The 18,602-nt window shown below is 42.1% G+C and carries 8 protein-coding genes; 1 reads left to right on the top strand and 7 read right to left on the bottom strand.

Annotation, left to right across the window (positions count from 1 at the left end; genetic code table 11):
- Positions 1-10: 10 nt before the first annotated feature.
- Positions 11-1,816: a hypothetical protein gene (locus tag D7Z94_RS05380; protein WP_120710470.1), complete on the top strand. Its 1,806-nt coding sequence runs from the start codon at positions 11-13 to the stop codon at positions 1,814-1,816.
- A 3-nt stretch (positions 1,817-1,819) separates the two neighbouring features.
- Here the strand turns inward: D7Z94_RS05380 and D7Z94_RS05385 are convergent, their stop codons facing one another.
- The 7 genes from D7Z94_RS05385 to D7Z94_RS05415 form a co-directional block, all read right to left on the bottom strand.
- Entirely contained in the window at positions 1,820-3,067 is a 1,248-nt protein-coding gene (locus D7Z94_RS05385; RefSeq protein ID WP_120710471.1) for a hypothetical protein, read from the bottom strand.
- A 95-nt stretch (positions 3,068-3,162) separates the two neighbouring features.
- Positions 3,163-6,444: a VCBS repeat-containing protein gene (locus D7Z94_RS05390; protein WP_120710472.1), complete on the bottom strand. Its 3,282-nt coding sequence runs from the start codon at positions 6,442-6,444 to the stop codon at positions 3,163-3,165.
- A gap of 3 nt (positions 6,445-6,447) precedes the next feature.
- The gene (locus tag D7Z94_RS05395; protein WP_245967139.1) at positions 6,448-9,774 is read right to left on the bottom strand and encodes a VCBS repeat-containing protein; all 3,327 of its coding nucleotides are present in this window, start codon (positions 9,772-9,774) and stop codon (positions 6,448-6,450) included.
- The gene (locus tag D7Z94_RS05400; protein WP_147415830.1) at positions 9,755-10,348 is read right to left on the bottom strand and encodes a hypothetical protein; all 594 of its coding nucleotides are present in this window, start codon (positions 10,346-10,348) and stop codon (positions 9,755-9,757) included. The genes D7Z94_RS05395 and D7Z94_RS05400 overlap by 20 nt, the downstream gene beginning before the upstream one ends.
- Positions 10,326-13,652 carry a VCBS repeat-containing protein gene (locus D7Z94_RS05405; protein ID WP_120710474.1) on the bottom strand — a complete coding sequence of 1,109 codons (3,327 nt, stop codon included), beginning with the start codon at positions 13,650-13,652 and terminating at the stop codon, positions 10,326-10,328. Before D7Z94_RS05405 ends, D7Z94_RS05400 begins: the two co-directional genes overlap by 23 nt.
- Positions 13,653-13,913: 261 nt before the next feature.
- Positions 13,914-15,500 (bottom strand): RagB/SusD family nutrient uptake outer membrane protein, encoded by a 1,587-nt coding sequence (locus D7Z94_RS05410; RefSeq protein WP_120710887.1) that lies wholly within the window; start codon positions 15,498-15,500, stop codon positions 13,914-13,916.
- Between the two features lie 10 nt (positions 15,501-15,510).
- On the bottom strand, positions 15,511-18,531 hold the full coding sequence (locus D7Z94_RS05415) for a SusC/RagA family TonB-linked outer membrane protein (protein ID WP_120710475.1): 3,021 nt from the start codon (positions 18,529-18,531) through the stop codon (positions 15,511-15,513).
- Positions 18,532-18,602: the final 71 nt, after the last annotated feature.

An 18,602-nucleotide genomic window follows, 5' to 3' on the forward strand; every position in this document is an offset into this window, starting at 1 on the left:
TTTTTGTTCCATGAGACGTTTGTTATGTTTTGTATTGATAGGGTTCATTACCCCTGCCATAGGGCTGGGCCAGGTTGCCCTAAAGACAAATGATCAGATAAATGGTTATAAGGCCGTACCCCAAGAAGGTATCTTTGTCCATGCAAATTCTTCCCTGTTCTTAACGGGTGAATATCTCTACTACAAGGTATATTGTTTGGAGCGTGGAGGCGGGGATTTAAGCAAGCTAAGCAAAATTGCTTATGTAGAATTAATCGATACTGGAGGCAAAGCCGTTTTTAAGCATAAAATTTTATTGGAAAATGGGGTTAGTCATGGCGATTTCTTTGTGCCTACCGATATCGTTTCAGGAGGCTATAAACTAGTAGCCTATACGAGTTGGATGCGAAATCAGGACCAATCCGAATTTTACCAAAGCGATATCACGATTATAAATCCCTATTTGGCCAACCAAGGCCGGTTACAAAAAGTAGTTCTTTCTAAAATTGATTCCCTGGGAAAACCAAAAAAAAAGGATGACGAAAAAAAATCCACTGTAACCGGGACCATTTCCAAAGAAGGTGGACCTATGGACCTAACTTTAAAAAGGACAAGATTTAAAAAACGCGAAAAAGTATCCCTTTTCTTTCAAGATAAGGATAACAGTGAAATCTTGGAAGGCAACTATTCCATTTCGGTTAGAAAAAAGGATGGAATTCCAGCACCAGCACAATTAGGAATGCTAGATTTTTTTGAAAAGAATGATGCTTCCAATATAAAGCCTTCGGTCGCAATTGGCGATACCGTTTATCTCCCCGAACTTCGCGGAGAACTTTTTTCTGGTAAGATCATTGCACTTCAAGGGAACAGATCGGTGCAGAATTTAAAGGTTGCGCTATGCATTCCAGGGGAGGACTACTTTTTTGAAGTGGTGGAGACGGACGAATTGGGAAATTTTCATCTAAATATAGACGGTTACTATTCTGGGGAGAAGGCTGTTGTACAGGTTTTGTCCGTTAATGCGGAAGGATATGAGGTTCAGTTAGGGGAGCAGAAACCTTTGGACCATTCCAAATTGTTTTTTGAGGGGATAAGGATAGATTCATCAATGCGAGAGAAGATCCTACAACGGAGCATCCATAATCAAATCGAAAATTCCTATTTTCAATTTCGACCAGATTCTATCTTGTCCAATCCACTAAGACAGTTTTCGGATAACAAAGAAAAAGAGGTGTATCTGCTGGATGATTACGTACGTTTTAAAACGGTACGTGAAACCATTGTGGAAATTATTAAGGATGTTTCCCATAAAAGGGTGGATAAGGACAATGAAGCCATACGTATAAAAGGGTTCGATTACACCCAAGTTACGGATTTACCTCCGTTAATCCTAATGGATGGCTGCCTAATACAAGATAATAATGCTCTTCTGGAGTTCGATGCCCGTACCATTGAAGCCATGACCGTATTAAGGCATAGACTTGTTTTTGGACCCGAAGTATTTCAGGGTGCCCTGATTATAAGGACTAAGGTAGGTGATGGTTATGAACAGTTTCAAAAAAATGGTGCAATTTCGATGGAAGGGATTACGAAGCCTCAACCGAATAAGAAATACTTTGTACAACAATACGACGGAATAAATCCCGTGGATTCCAAATACCGTCTGCCAGATGATCGCTTACAATTGCTTTGGATTCCAAAATTCAGTTTGAGGGATGGACAGACCCAATTGGATTTTTTTACCTCTGATGTGTCCGGGGAGTTTGAAATCCATTTGGAAGGACTTACTTATGATAGCAGGCCGGTTTCCATTCGAAAATCAATTTATGTGGATTGAAATTTATTGCAAACCTCTTGTCCAACCATTGGCCCAATCTGGTTTTAGGGCTTCGTTGCCAGCACCTGTAGCTATATTTTCCTGATAAAATCCGGGATTGGTACCTGTGTAATTGGTCGGAACAAAATCAGTTGCCGGATTATCAAATTGGATGGAATCGATTTGTAGATTACCTAGGTCTATCTGATTTGAAGCCGCCGGTCCTTCAACATTGATTCCTAATTGCATGCCTGTTGTATGTACATTGGTGAGCACATAACTCCCCCCTAACTCCGAATAATTCAACCCTTCTTCAAAGTTAGGCCCCACCATACTGATATTACGTATGGTATCGGTAACGATGGGATTGGGACTTTCTACAAGCTCATTGCTGCTAATTCGGATTCCGGCCTCGGAAACACCGGACAAGTACCAGGAATTTCCATTCCCGCTCCAATCGTTAGTCACGGCTATACCATTCGCCCCAGCATTGGTAACCACAAGTCTTTCTGCATCTGCATTACCCCCAATGAACCGGATTCCGTTTCCCAGACTTTCATAGGTTTGCACATTGGTAACATTTGTAAATGCACCCACTCCATAAAAGGCAATACCATCAAAGTTTTGCTGATTTTCGGTTATGGCTCCAGCATATTCAATTCGTAGATAGTTAAGGAATCCCGATGAATCCTCTAGCTCGGAACCCCCATAGAAAATATCAATAATATCGGATCTACCTACTTCACCGGTATCTATGGGAGCTTGACCACAAATGATAACACCTCCCCAATCGCCGGGCATCGGGTTTTCAGCTCCAGAGGTGATGACCGCTGGATTTTCCGGTTGCCCAAACACGAATAATTGACCGCCCTGTGCCACGGCAATGTAGGCACCTACATTGGGATCGGCCTTAATTACTGTTCCAGCGGGTATCGATAAGGCTCCTTTGTCCCTAATAAGCAATGGACCCACAAGACGATACTCTATTGAGGGATCTAATTGTAATACATCAACTAGTTCCCCATTTTGTGATCTTCCCTTAACTTCCCCTCCCAGGATACCTATGGAGGAAAGGGGGCAAAATCCAGGACAGACCCCTCCACAATCCACAGTGATTTCATCCCCATTGAGGATACCATCAAAACAGGTGAGGACTGCTTCATTATCATCTACAGGGTCATCGTCTGAACATGAAATGATTAGAAAAAAAAATACTCCTACAAAAACACTTTTTGGGAGAGAGGATCCTATGTATATTTTAACAGGGAACAAGGGTATCGGTTTTTACAATTCCTATGAATAAAAGATACCACTTTTCCCATTAAACGCATACCTATTTTTAATTGAAATATTTAAAATTTATAGGTCTAGGGCACTGTTAGATTAAAAGTATACGATGGGCCATCATTTGAGACCACTAAAAATGTATCCTTACCAATTTTTAGTATCTCCCTGGCATTTATAGTAGGAGGCAAGGGTAAATAATCCGTAAAGTTGAATATACCATCTTCCCCGTAAGTGAGTATCCCTCCTGAATTTGAACTGCTTTGACCTAGTTCCGTGGTATAGTCCAGATAGTTGCCCACAAATACTATTCTCTGGTTTCCACCTTGGTCGGCATCTACAAGAAAATCCTCAATGCTACTCATTTGAGCCTCCTTAGGCAGGGATATCCCTTGGAATGTACTATCCTGTTGGATAAAGGCCATGGATTCAAGCTCATATATGGTTTTGGTTTCTAGGATATCCTTTTCTTTCCATCCGGTCAAATCCGTAATGGTACTTATTTTTGAAAATTCCTCATAACCTAAAAATCGCTTCTTTAGGGAGGGGAGTTGCTGGGCCAATCGGTCTTTGGAGGCAAAGGGAACGTAGTCTCCAAAGAAATCATAAAAAATAATGGGATCTGGTTGGGTATTTTTGTCAAAATCGTCGACATACAATTTTAAAGGGCGCTCCTGTGAGGCCTTGAATTTCATATTCAGGCCAGCATTACCTCCTAAAATGTCATTTTTGCCATCCCCATTCAGATCCGTCACCCAAACTGTATTCCACATACCGTGGGTCTTGTCCAGGCCATAGGCTTTGGTCTTATCCACAAACTTGGAATCCCCTTGGTTTATAAGAATGGTGATGGGCATCCAGTCCCCAACAAGCACCAAGTCCAAAAGTTCGTCATTATTGATGTTGGCCCATTGACTATCCGTTATCATACCCATACTGGACTGTGCCACCACTCGAAAGCTACCTTTGCCATTGTTCTCCAAGATGTAGCTAGTAGGGGATAGGCCATATCCACCAGGAATGGAACGGTTACCGATAAAGAGGTCCGTAAACCCATCCCCGTTGAAATCCCCTGAAGATACGCTGCCCCCATTGGTCCTGATCAAATCGATTTTGAGTCGGCTAAATGTACCTTTCCCATCGTTAATGTAGATACGGTCTTCCAGATACGGATCGCCTTCTACTTTTTCGTTCCCTCCACTCATCACGTAAAGATCTAAATCACCATCATTATCCAAATCAAAAGCACTGGCGTCTACATCTTCATATTCAATGTCCTTGATAAATTCACTTTTTTTATCCTTTAAGAAAGTCCCATTCCTTTGCTGTATAAAAAGCGAAGGAGATTGATATTTTGAAGATCCCACAAAAATATCGTCCCGTCCATCGCCATTGAAATCCGCTTTGAGCAAGCAGGGCCCTTCAGAAGATAGTTTTTCCGGGATCAATATCTCACGTTCATAATCCAGATAGTTGTTCTCAATATGTACATATGGAAAAGTGGGAACCTCGCTATTTGGTTCATCCTTAGAGCTGTCATTTTCCGAAGGAGTTCTCGTGGCATTTCTTTCTATGGCGTGGTGTTGGTTAATGACCAGGTCCATTTCTATTTGTTCCATTCCGTCCAACCACTGAATCTTAACGGAATCAATTTTTTCTGTAGGCCCCAGCCCAAAATGCACTCTATGCGAAGAGGAGGACTGGAATCCTTTGGTGGCTGCAAGTTCTCTATAGAATGTCTTGCCATTGGCATAGAGGTACAGTTTTGAACCAGTAGGGTTTTTGTATGTTTCATCTCCCCTTAATTCAAATGAGATGAAATTATTATTGGCTTGATTCGAGCTTCGATTTTCAAGTACAAAGGCCTTTTGATTGATATTATTGACGACAATATCCAGATCACCGTCATTATCCAGATCACTATATGCCGCCCCGTTGGAATACGAAGGTTGAAGTCCGGATGCATTGGTAAGCCTCTCAAATTCCAAGGTCCCTTTATTGTGAAAAAGTACATTGGGGATATCAATGGTAGGCATTTGGTCAATCAACTTTTTCTCAATTTCATTTTGCTTGGTCTGGTCATATTTTGCAAAATCCACATTGCTCAGATAATTGATGTAGTTGAGGTCATTGGGACGTTTATAAATGCCATTGGTTACATAAATGTCCAGAAGGCCATCATTATCAAAATCCTGGATCAATGGGGACCAACTCCAATCTGTGGCGTAGGTTTCTGTCATCAAAGCTATGTCTGAGAAAGATTGGTTATCCCTGTTTAGCTGAAGTGTATTTCTCGCATATTGGGTACCGAAACCAAAATTCTTTTTGATTTGGCTTACTTTATCGGAATCTTCCCCTCCGGATTTCAAGAAAACTTCATGATCAAAAGGCATCATGTCCAAGGTGAAAATATCAGGAAGTAGATCATTGTTTATGTCGGCTATATCCACGCCCATTGTAAATCGGGCGGTGTGGTTTAGGTATGCATCCCTTGATTCCTTAAAAGTTCTATTTCCCTGGTTGATATAAAGATAATCGTCCTCATGAAAGTCGTTGCCTATATAAATGTCAATAAAACCGTCTTTGTTAATATCGGCGGTAGTAATGGCCAATCCATATCCTAAGGCACTGCTGTAGATACCAGATTCATTGGTAACATCAATGAAATTTGCATTGCCTTCATTCAAGGTATTTTCGAAGAATCGATCGCCGGCAAGTGAATCCTTTTGTTGTCGAATGCTTATGTTGCCATAACTTCTGGGGGTGTGGATGGAATGGTTCATCAGGTACATATCCATGTCACCATCGTTATCGTAATCAAAAAAAGAAGCTTGAGTGGAAAACCCCGAAAAATCCAGACCATATTGAGACGAGGACTCCGTAAAGGAATTATTGCCATTATTGATATAGAGCAAATTATGGGCTTTAAGACTTTTATAATTCCCGACTTTAGAAACATAAATATCTAGAAATCCATCATTATTAATATCTTCCATAGTCACTCCGGTGGACCAAGTCGAGTCTAATGCTATTCCCGCTTCTTCGGTTATATCCTTGAACTTTAGATTTCCTAGATTTAGGTAGAGCCTATCCGGAGTTTGGTTTGCGGACAGATAGATGTCCTCCAGACCATCGTTGTTTATATCCCCTATGGCCACTCCACCTCCATTGTAGTAGTAGAGATATTCTATAATGTTAAGGTCATTTTTATAGTGTAAATCATTTGAAAAATCGACACCACTACTGTCAGAGGGAACGCTGTGGAAGTAAATCGCCGCTTTTTCGGTAGGAACCTGTTTCTTAGTCTCCGAACAACTCACTAAAAATAGGAAAGCTATTATGAAAACACTCAAAGCGTATCTCATGTCTTAAAATTTAAATAGAACTAAAGAGTCCCTATTTCTGGCTACAATAAGTTGTTGTTCATCTATCACCATATCACGGATTTCTCCCTTTACGTTAAAACCGCTTCCACTCTCCCGACTTATAAATTTCATGGCTCCTAAGTTTTCCAAATAAACGCCATAAGAGGCATCATACCGACCCACTTCAGGCTTTACGTTGTATAAATTTCCGCCCAAAACAATGTCTTGATCTCCGTCTTTGTCAAAATCATGGGATGTGATTGCATAGGTTGTCGAAAACTGGGCCTCTATGGGGAGTTCCTGAACCTTGAAATTGAAATCCCCTTCATTTGTTAATACTATGGAAGAAAGAATGTTTGTCTCCAAACGGTATGCCCCCTCCATTTCTTGAGGTGAGAACATGTCCGTAATGGATGCATTTTTGAAGGATTGGTAGTTGGGAAATTTCTTGTTGAGGACTTTCATCTGTTCTATTAAGTTATGCCGAAGTGCATAGGGGTAATCTTTTCCATCGTCCCTGCGGAAAGTAAGAATGGGATCTGTAAAGCCGTTGCCATCAAAATCCTTGGAGTATAGCGTAATCGGATTTTCAGCACTTGCCTCGAACCGGCTATTAAGACCGTGGTTGCCCAATATGAAATCCATATCTCCATCATTGTCCAGATCTACCGGGTGAATGGTGTTCCACCACCCCTTTAAATCCGCAAGCTTGTTATTGGCTTTTCTACTAAACCTCCCTTTTTCATTTACCAATAGTTCAATTCCCATAAATTCACCGATTACTATTAGATCTTGATCGCCATCGGCATCCAAATCTTGGAATAGGGCATCGGTAATCATCCCTAATCCCTCCAGTTCCGGGGCTTGTTGACCGGTGACATCTGTAAAGTTTCCCTGACCATCATTTTGGAGTAAAAACCCCGAACAAGGTGCGCCGTATTTAAGGGGAATTATTCGTTCGCCAACAAAGAGGTCCTGATCTCCATCACCGTCCACATCTGCAGCCCGTACTATAGAAGTACTATGGAATGATCCCTTAACGGGAAGTTGTTGTTTGGACAGGGTAAAATTTCCGGCTCCATCGTTCAAATAAAGACGGTCTGAGAAATCAGCCGAAAACTGGGAATACTCAATACCACCACTGCATACATAGAGATCTAAATCCCCATCGTTGTCCGCATCGAAGAATAAACTGCCCATGTCTTCGGACCCACTGTTCTTATCAAAATCGTTGGTTATTTTTTGGACTGGTTTATCCTGGGTTCCTAAAAACAACGTAGCAGGGTTGCCCTTGGATCCGCCAATGAACAAATCTTTTCTGCCATCTTTGTTTATGTCGGCCATGGAAACCTTTGGCCCTTCCGTGCTCCACATATGGTTGAGCAAACGATCCCTGTCAAAATCCACGAAACGATTTTCAAGATGCTTGTAGTTGTTGTCCCAATCCATTTTTTCAAATATCTTCTTAACAGCTTCCGTGTTTTTTGTTTCTATTGTTTCGGCCTCCTTTTCATAAAGGGTCAAAGTTTGATTAACATTAACGTCATCCAGCTTGGTAATCTTGCCGGAAGGCCAGGTTATGGTAACGGCAACGGGGTCATTGGTCTTTAATCCAATATTGGGACGAATATCCATGCTCGATTGAAAACCACGTACCGGCTGGTTTTCTATGGTAATGGAATAAGGTTCGATTTCTATTTTGGAACCGATGGCATTTGTATTTTTATTTTCCCCTTTTAAGTCAAATTTGAGATAATGTGCTTGTTCGGAATCCATTGTGGTATTTTGATAGACAAAGGACTCCATATTGAGATTGTTCACTACCAGATCCAGATCCCCATCATTATCCAGATCCCCATAGGCGGCTCCATTTGAAAAGCTCTCTTGTAATAGACCGGATTGCTCGTAAATCTCGAAATTAAGTTTGCCTAAATTCTTATAGGCATGGTTTTTCACTTTGTTGGAGGGAATGATCTCTATCAACTTTGCATAATTGATAGTATCATTACTAATCATAGATTTCAAAATTTCCTCATTGGAAAGGTATAGGAGGTAGTCCTGATCAGTAAGGTCTCTATAAACCCCATTCGCTATGAACAGATCCTTAAAACCGTCATGATCCATATCAAATATAAGGGCGCCCCAACTCCAGTCGGAGGCCTCCACACCACTTAACCGCCCAATTTCGCTAAAAGAATTGTTGGTATTGTTCAATTGAAAGGTGTTTCTTGTGAACTGGTGGTAATACCCGCTTTTGAGGTTCAACTGGTATTTGTTCCAATCCTCAAAAGTAGTCACCGTTTTAAGACGTTCATAGTCTGAAGGAAGCATCTCGGTGACAAAAATATCGTTGTGACCGTCATTATTGATGTCTGCCATATCCGCACCCATGGAAGCTACACTTGTAGCCGTAATCTGATTTTCGAGCTGCTCGGAAAAGGTGCCATCTTGATTATTGATGTAGAGATAATCCCGCTCAAAAAAATCATTGGATACGTAAATGTCCTCCCATCCGTCATTATTTACGTCACCGACGGTTACCCCTAAACCAAAACCTATAACACTACCGTAGATACCGGCCTTTTCACTTACATCTACAAACGTACCGTCTATGTTCTCCATTAATTTATCGCCTCCTAGAACATCCCTTTTATTTCGCTGGTTCAGCTTTAGATCAAAACCTCCAATGGCCTTATAGGAGTTATTCAGGATATAGGCATCTAGATCCCCATCCTTGTCGTAATCAAAAAATGAGGCATGCGTGGAAAACCCTTTGTCGTCCAAATTGTACTCCGCTGCCATTTCCTTGAACGTAGTATCTCCCTGATTTACGAAAAGTTCGTTTTGTTTGTTTTCCCCATTTAAATCACCGGAATTACATACGTAGATATCCAGATAACCATCTGCATTTATGTCTACCATGGCAACTCCCGTGGACCAAGGTTTTGTTCCTCCTACCATAGATTGATCCGTAATGTCCTCGAACTTAAAATTCCCTTTGTTTAGAAAGAGTCGGTTCTTTTCTTGATTGGCGATAAAATAAATATCCGGAAGGCCATCATTGTTAATATCCCCAATGGCGACACCACCGCCGTTGTAATAATTACGGTATTTGTAAACGTTGAACTCATTGTCATAGGCCAGTTTGTTGGTAAAATCGATACCTGTAACAGATTCATCAAGTAATTGAAAGACTTTTTTTGGCTCGGCTTGATTCTCAATTGGAGTCTCCGAAGTGCAAGAAGTTATAATGCAAAAGAACATCAGAGCTATGCCCAATTGTCCAAATTTTTCTATTGAAACGTTTTTTTTATTCCTTATCCAAAACATATCTAAGGTCGTCTATTTTAGCCTTTACCATTCGGTTATCATCCAAAGGTTTAATGGTAATTCTCCGGTTGCCATCCACCTTCACAAATAATTCGGTTGAATCCTTTTCTAATGGGACTCTGATAAAATCATTTCCAGGATACCATTTTTCCAGGGAATCCTTCACAGCTAAAAGCAGTTGATCGGCTTGTAAAGCTTTGTTCCATATTGCCCAAGCGTCATAATAGAATTGAAGTTTCATCCCGGTCATGATGGTCTTTCCTTCATCAAAATCGCCATAGAAGAGCATGGTCATATCCTTTTCTGGATCTGACGTTGTCTTTTTAGGCAAAGGATATTTAACAAATGGGAAAATTTCGCTGTGGGTCACCATTTTCTCTCGATTCAAATTCCAACAGATTTCAAAAAAGTCCTTCCGGGTTTGCCCCAATCGAAGCCCAAGAAAAAGGGAATCGTGGATTACGCCACTGGCAAGCTCCTTTTTTACCATACTTGTATACTTACTTTCAGAGCAACCCATAAGTACCATGAAAATGAAAGTGCTACATACTTTAGCGATCATTTTTGAACTCATAAAATCTGATTTTTCCATTATTTATCGAAGCGATCAACACTTTTTTATTGCCCGTATCTATCCATTCTAGATTTCTAATCTGTCCTTTGATTCTCAACGGAAACACTTCGGGAGGGTTGTCAGTGTTGGTATAAGGCCCAAAGATAGCCCATCCTGTTGAAGCATCATACCTTCCAAACTGAGGTTTGACCAAATATTGATTGCCTCCAAAGAAAAGATCGATATGGCCGTCTTCATTTATATCGGCAGACGTGATTGTGTATACCGGGGCATATTGAATTTCACTTGGGAGTCTTGTGGGGAAATACTTTCCATTTTCATGAATGAAAACAGTACTTTCAATCATTTTAAGATCAAAAGAAATAGCATTTTTTAATTGTTCTTCCGTGAATATGGAAGAGATATCTGCTTTGGCGTAATCCTTATAATACAGTAGTTTTTTCTTAAGATTCGGTATTTGTGAGATTAACTCATCTTTATCCGCAATGGGATAATACTTACCTTTTGAAGACTGACATATAATCTGTTCTTGAAATCCATTGCCATCAAAGTCGTGGACAAACATTTTCATATTTGGTCTTAAAAAACTATTTTGTCCAATATTTCCGGCAATGATATCCATATCCCCGTCACGGTCAATATCGGCCACTTCCAAGGATGTCCAGAGCCCAGAAGACTCTCCCATTCCGTATGCTTCGGTCCTATCTACTAATTTGCCCTTTTCATTCAAGAAAATCTTTACGGGCATCCATTCGCCAAGTACTACAAGGTCCTCCCAAGCGTCATTGTTCAGGTCGCTCCATTGGGCATTGGTGATCATGCCTAAATTGATGAAACCCTCTTCCTCTAAAGTTGTGAATTCCCCTTTCCCATTGTTCTCGAGAAGATAACCGGTACCTGGCAATCCATAGAGATTGGTTTTATAGCGTTCTCCAACAAAAAGATCCATATCCCCATCCTGGTCATAGTCCGAAGCCGCCACCGTAGACGAGCTTAAGGTCTTTGGAAATTGAAGGCTAGTTTTGGATTTGACAAAGGCACCCTCATTATTTTTATAGTAGGCATCATTGAGTGCAACGGAATAGGGCGAAAAAGCCTTACCTCCGTGACAGACATAAAGATCTAAATCTCCATCATTATCACCATCAAAAAATAAAGCATCCGTATCCTCGGAATTGGAGTCCTCTCTAAAAGGGGTATCCATTTGGTAATATCCGGTTCGGGAGGAAATGAATAACCTTCCCGTTTGATTTTTGGCACCTCCTACAAAAAAATCAGGTTTTCCGTCTTTGTTGATATCAGCCTTGGCAAAGGCCGGGCCCTCGTTACTGCTCATCTGGGTGAGTAACCGTTCATTGTTGAAATCTACGTAATTGTTTTCCTTATGTGTAAAATCGAAAAACGGCGAAATTCCTTCTAGTATTGTTGGAGATATAGCATCAAAAGAATGTGTTGGCGGATACTTTCCAAGACGTACCGGCTGCTTAAAAGAGTATATCTTATTGGTGGCAAGGTTCGTATATGTTGAAATTTTTCCATTGGGCCATTGGATCCAAAGGGAATCTACTTTTTCCCTGTTTCCAACTCCAAAATGGACGCCATACGGAACGCTGCTTTGAAAGCCTCTTGACACGTAATTTTCACCATGGGCGTATTGATCGTTCCCATATTTGATGGTGGCTTTTGTACCAATTACTGGAATGCGACCGGTGGAATCCATTAGTTTTAAGGTAATGCTTCGGAGCGTGAGCGTATCCGTCGTATTTTCATATACAAAGGAAGGCATGTTCACATTGTTTACCACTAAGTCCAAGTCGCCATCGTTGTCCAAATCGCCATAAGCACTTCCATTGCTAAAACTAGGAGTGCCCAGGCCCCATTCATGGCTGGTTTTTTGGAATTTTAGATTTCCCTGATTGGCATAGGCGGCATTTGGCACAGCTTGGGAAGGCATGGCATCGATTAAGGAGGTTATCACATTTTTTTCATTTTTTTGAATTCTATTTTTTACGGTCTCCTCATTAGCCCGATAGGCCAAATAGTCGCGATCTAGCAAATCCTTATAAATACCGTTACTGATAAAAACATCCCTTAGGCCATTGTTGTCCATGTCAAATAAAAGGGCTCCCCAACTCCATTCGGAACCGGATATGCCCGCTAATCTACCAGTTTCCAAAAACTGTTTGCCTCCTAGGTTTTTTTGAAGGGTATTGCGAGGGAATTGATGAAAATAGCCTTGTTCCCGAGCCATGGTATATTTGTCCCAGGATTCAAAAAGAGTTTTGGTTTTTTGCCGCTCAAGGTTTTCGGGCAACATTTCGGTAACAATGAGTTCGGACAAAAGGTCGTTGTCCAAATCGGCCATGTCGGCACCCATGGAACCCATAGAGATGGATTGAAAATAGTTTTCCAATTCTTCTGTGAACCCTCCTAATGTATCATTGATGTAGAGATAGTCTCTTTCAAAAAAGTCATTGGATATAAAAATATCCGTCCAGTTGTCCTGGTTGAAATCACCTAAGGTAATTCCTAAGCCAAACCCTATCTTACTACTATAAATTCCAACTTCCTCAGTAATTTCGGTAAAAACCCCATTGTCGTTTCTAAGAAATTTGTTTCCGCTACCACTTTCATCTGGAATGGTCCGTTGGTCTTTAATCAAGTCAAATGCACCCACGGAACGAAGCGAATTGTTCAGGATATAGGCATCCAAATCCCCATCCTTATCGTAATCAAAAAAAGCGGCATGTACCGAGAGCCCCTCAATATCCAATCCATATTTTTTGGAGGATTCGATAAAGGTTATTTGCCCTGATCCCGCCTGACCGTCGGGCAGGTCTGTAGAAGGGCCATTATTTATGAAAAGTTCGTTGTGTCTATTACCGCCTTCGGGCTTTCCAGACTTGCAGACATACAGATCCAGAAGACCATCACCATTGACATCCGCAAAAGTAGCCCCGGTGGACCAAACGCCAGGACAGGCTACACCTGCGTTTTCAGTAATGTCCTCAAATTGCCAGTTGCCCTTATTTAAATAGAGTTTATTATCCACCATATTCCCGGTAAAATAGATATCCTCCAACCCGTCATTATTGATATCCCCGATGGCTACTCCTCCACCATTGTAAAAATTGCGATACAAGTACGGGTTAAATTCCTCATCGTAGGTCAATGTATTTTCAAAGGAAACTCCGATAGTAGTATCCTTTAATACAAACAAGGAAGTCTGTTTTTTCGACCCTTTGTCTATATTACCGCATGAGATAAATACCAAAATGAGTATGAATATTAATAGTTGCTTCATCTAACACAATGCGTATAGGGTATTAAGACTCAAAAAAGAAAAAGGAATTGTTTTGGCAAAGATAATTATCAGGAGGTATTTATACATAGAATTCAACAACGGGTCGGGGTTAACTTGCTCGCTGGGTTATATACATTTGGCATGTAGGCGGATCAACTTGGATTTATTCGGTTAATAGGGACCTACAAAAATGGGATTCTATGAAAAAGGGTTGTCCGTAAAGAACAACCCTTAAACTTATAATAAATCCTAACTGATATATTAATACCCTGGATTCTGTGTCAAATCTGGTGCTGCATTGATTTGATTTACAGGAATCGGGAACAAATTTCTAAATGCGTCAGCATTGGTTTTTTCCCACCAGGAATCCTGGAATTTACCAAAGCGAATCAAATCGGTCCTTCGGCTAGATTCTTGGAACATTTCCCGACCTCGCTCGGCCAAGAATTCGTCCGCATCAATACTTCCCAAAGTAGAAACTCCTGCTCTAGTGCGTATGGCATTTACATCGGGCAAGGAAAGATTCCAGTCCCCTGCGGCTCGAGCCCGAGCTTCACCACGCATCAAATGGATATCTCCCAGTCTAAGAATGGGATAGTCATTGTTCATATCCTGTCTACCTAATACCTCAAAACTGAACTTCTTCATTCGGGCTCCGCCTTGTCGCAATGCATTGGGTTCCAACTCATTAACCGCCGGAGTGTAATTTACTTGAAGATCATCATCATCCGCAGCAAAGTCAATCAACGGATTTCCGGAGAAATCAGTCTGTGGCCCTACCAAAAAGTTGGCCTCTTTCCTAAGATCACCATCTTCATAGCTATTGTAGAACTCTTCCAAGGTTACAAAGCCGTTCCAAGGAGCAGCGTCAAGACCAAATGTTAATTGGCTTGGCCCATGGAGCGTCATTTGTGCAAAATTCATTCCACCCCCTCCTACTGAGGCATACTCTATGGAAAAAATAATTTCTGGATTGTTTTCATTGTCGGTTGCAAATATAGCGGCATAACCCTCCAAAGTTTCCGGATCGGTTTCCACCTCTGGTCGTCTGGCTCGGTTAGGAGTTGTACATCCGGTGGCACATAATTGGTAGGGACCGTTATCTATTATATAGGTAGCTGCCCAATCCGCTTCTTCATAACGTGGTGTTCCCGTATATACCTCGGCATTCAAATACAGTTTGGCCAAAAGTCCCAGGGCTGCAAATTGATTGATTCGATAAGGACTTATGTCTGTGGTCAAAGCACTTGCGGAAAGGTCTATACTTGCTGTAACCGCTGAAATACCCAAAGCGGCCAACAATTCACTCTCCACGAAATCAAAGACTGCATCACGATCGGACTGGGGGGCGTCCCCGCCTGAAGTTGTAATGAGTTTTACCCTTCCGTAGAGATCCAACAGTCTGTAATAAAAATAGGCCCGAAGTGCTCTAATTTGCGCGGTACCATTGGCATCCAAAGTGCCACCATCCAGGGAAATGTTACATTCCCCGATACCACCATAAGCATCGTTCCATCCTTCGTCGATACGGTCATTGGCTGCATTCCAGGTATGACGGTGTAAGTCAATCCAAATACCACCATCAAACCAGTCACCTCCTTTTTGGGGTACCGCCATATCATCTCCAGGCACACCTTGTAAAGCGAAATGCCCAGAATTCCCCGCACCACCTGCACGCAATCTCGCAAAGGCCGATAAGAGGGGTCCTCCACCACCACCTCCGCTGGTGTCTATTCCATCCACAGAAAATTCCTCCGTGAGGGTATCCTCCAATTCGTCATCTAGATCCGTACAGGAGAAGGCAATAAATACCGTACTGATCAGTGTTAATTTAAAGATTCGTTTCATAGTATTTTTTTTAAAAGTTAACATTCAATCCAAGAGTTATGGTTGTTGAGGTAAAATACGCTTCCCGTCGCTCTATCCCTGCAATTAATGGATTAGCCTGTATTTCATCAATCTGATCAGTAGGATCATCCCCTAGAAGTTCACCGGCTGGTAAACCACCATCCTGTAAGGAAGGTTCGGGATCAACCCCGCTATAGCCCGTAATGGTAAACAGGTTCTGGGCGGCCAAGGATAACCTTAATCCTTTAATATAGCTCGTTTCCTTTAAATCAAAGTTATAGCCTATGGACATGTTATCCAAACGGAGGAAATCCGCTTTCTCCACATAATAGTCACTAAACTGGGCGGTTCTAATATCATCCCGTTGCAATTTGGTGTTTACAAAGTTATAAGAGGCCTGTGAACCGATAATAGGCTCATAAAAGGCACGGAAACTGTTTACCAAGCTATGACCTACAACTGCTCTAAAGAAGACATTGGCATCCCAGTTTCCGAAGGTTACTTGGTTGGTCCAACCGATTTCAAAATCGGGAATACCTGTACCCAGTACTCGGAAATCCGCGTTATCATCCAAGGCACTTCCCTGGCCTGTGACCAGTTCCCCATCGCCGTTGATGTCCAATAAGATAGGCGTACCATTGGCATCAACATTACCAGAAAAGACAGGACCCCAAATTTGGCCAACTTCCTCACCTTCCTTAATACGAATAACATTAGTATTGTTTTGCCCAGGGGATCCTAGGTTTCCATCCACTTGATCACCTTGGGGATTCTCCTCCAAAGTATTTTTGTTTTGGGTAAAGATTACCCCCGTATTATAGGTCAATTTATCATTCCGAATCACATCATAATTGGCAGATAGCTCAAAACCTGTAACTCCAAGTTGCCCAGAATTCTGCCAACGCTGGCTAAAACCATTAAATTCCGCGGCATCTACATTAGCAAAGGTTACGAAGTCCCTTATATCCCGTATAAAGTAATCCGCTGTGGCCCCAAAGCGGTCCATCGCAAATTCTACCCCAAAGTTGAACTCCGATTTTTCCTCCCATTTCAAATCGGGATTGGCTGCCCGCCCATTGTCTTGGGTCGTGGCAGCGCCACTTTGTCCATCAACCCCATTCTGTACGTTGAATATCTGTTGGTACAAACCAACCGCTGGTGGGATGGCTCCCGTAAGTCCCCAACCGGCACGGACCTTTAGCAAATTGACATTGGGCAATTCCAAGTATTTGTTCAAATCGGCCCCGGCACCAACGGCAGGGAAGATACCCCATTGGTTTTCGGTACCAAAACGGCTGGATCCCTCCCGGCTAATGGAGGCATCAAAATAGATGGCATCATCAAAGGTCATGTTAACCCGGCCAAAGAAACGGATGATACGATCGCCATCCTCTCTTCCGCTATCAGCTTCAATACGACCCGCTTCCAAAAGGTCCTGGGCGGCACTAATATTGTTGCTAAAATCAAAATCGACCCCTGGAGGAAAATCTCCGATTTGGAAATAATTGTAGTTAAAATCATTTTCCTGGAAGGAATATCCCGCCGTGACTGTAAAATTAAATTTATCCGCAAAGCTGTTGGTGTAGGCTGCATAGCCTTCTAGAAGTCTAAACCGCCGTTCCAAATTCCCAAAATCGGCGCGCCCCCTACGGGTAGGGCTTAAGGCATTACCCCGCCAATATCCTGTGGTTGGATAGTATATGTTGGCATCTTCTTTAATATTCTGAGCCGCATAATTTAGGTTTACTGTAAGGTTGTCCGTAACTCGATAATTCAAATTTACTCCATAGTTCAAAGTAGTGGCAAAGCGGTCATTGCGATTCAGTTCCGCTATGGCTACCGGGTTGAAACTGTCAAAGAGCCCTAAGGTCTCAAAGTACCCTCCAAATTGGGCAGAGTTAAAAGGGAAAGGTGCATCATCTCCAAAAACCGGAGCCGTGGGATTATAACTGGTGGCATACCGCAAGGCTTCATTAAACCCAATTTGGGAATCCCGTTGGGTAAAGGCGGCATTCACATCAATTTTTAATTTGTCATCGAACAATAATCCCGTAAAATTGGTACGGAAATTGAATTGCTGAAATCCGGAGTTAATCAGGATATTATCGGTATCCCTAATGTTTGCAGCTACCCTGTAATTAAAGCTTTCCCCTCCACCGGAAGCTGCTATATTATGAACTTGGGCAATTCCCGTTTGGGTAACCTCATCTCTCCAATCGGTATCACTGCCCAAATCGTTACCTCCTACGGCCAAAAACTCACCACGATCCATTATCTCGATTTGATTGGCTATGGTAGAGACTCCAAGCTGGCCATTATAGGAAACCCGCAAGGGTTGCCCTGCCTTTCCCCTTTTGGTAGTGACCACGATTACCCCGGCAGAACCTCGAGAACCATAGATAGCGGCAGCGGAGCCATCCTTTAAAACGGTAATGTTTTCAATATCCGCGGGATCCACACTATTCAAGGAGCCTCCCAAAATACCGTCAATGACGACCAAAGGTTGTTGGTTACCCCCAACAGTGGAGATACCCCTTAACCGGATAACGGGTTCTTGGTTAGGATTCCCCCCCCGGTTTACCACACTTAAGCCGGCAACTTTACCTTGTAATAATTGGGTCGGTTCTTGAACGACCCCCTGGTTAAAGTCTTCGGTACTGACACTGACTACCGAAGAGGTAATCTCCTTTTTTGCCTGGCTACCATACCCTACGATGACCACCTCATCCAATGCTTGGGCATCCTCTTGTAGCACCACGTCAATGGTAGCTTGCCCGGCAACGGGAATTTCTTGGTTGCTATAGCCTATATAGCTAAAGACCAAAATTGCATCATCATCCAATCCGTCTATGGTATAATTACCGTCAAAATCGGTCTGTGTACCGTTGGTCGTTCCCTTTACCACAACACTGGCCCCTGGTAAAGGACCAACGGCATCGGAAACCGTACCGGATACTTCCTGTGCCTGAGATAAACCAAAGCACAAAAGTGCCCCAGCCATCACAAGGCTTCTTAGTAGCGTAATCTTCATAAATAGCTAATTTTAAGTTGAGTTAATTTATAATCGAAAGTTAAAAATATGTAAAATAGTTGTTAATATCC

This window comes from Ulvibacterium marinum, assembly GCF_003626755.1.
Lineage (GTDB): Bacteria > Bacteroidota > Bacteroidia > Flavobacteriales > Flavobacteriaceae > Ulvibacterium > Ulvibacterium marinum.

What these genes read in the sequence shown, in the direction of transcription:
- D7Z94_RS05380 (WP_120710470.1), top strand. Translation starts at nt 11, where the DNA reads ATGAGACGTTTGTTATGTTTTGTATTGATAGGGTTCATTACCCCTGCC.
- D7Z94_RS05390 (WP_120710472.1), bottom strand. Translation starts at nt 6,444, where the DNA reads ATGAGATACGCTTTGAGTGTTTTCATAATAGCTTTCCTATTTTTAGTG.
- D7Z94_RS05395 (WP_245967139.1), bottom strand. Translation starts at nt 9,774, where the DNA reads ATGTTTTGGATAAGGAATAAAAAAAACGTTTCAATAGAAAAATTTGGA.
- D7Z94_RS05400 (WP_147415830.1), bottom strand. Translation starts at nt 10,348, where the DNA reads ATGAGTTCAAAAATGATCGCTAAAGTATGTAGCACTTTCATTTTCATG.
- D7Z94_RS05405 (WP_120710474.1), bottom strand. Translation starts at nt 13,652, where the DNA reads ATGAAGCAACTATTAATATTCATACTCATTTTGGTATTTATCTCATGC.
- D7Z94_RS05410 (WP_120710887.1), bottom strand. Translation starts at nt 15,500, where the DNA reads ATGAAACGAATCTTTAAATTAACACTGATCAGTACGGTATTTATTGCC.
- D7Z94_RS05415 (WP_120710475.1), bottom strand. Translation starts at nt 18,531, where the DNA reads ATGAAGATTACGCTACTAAGAAGCCTTGTGATGGCTGGGGCACTTTTG.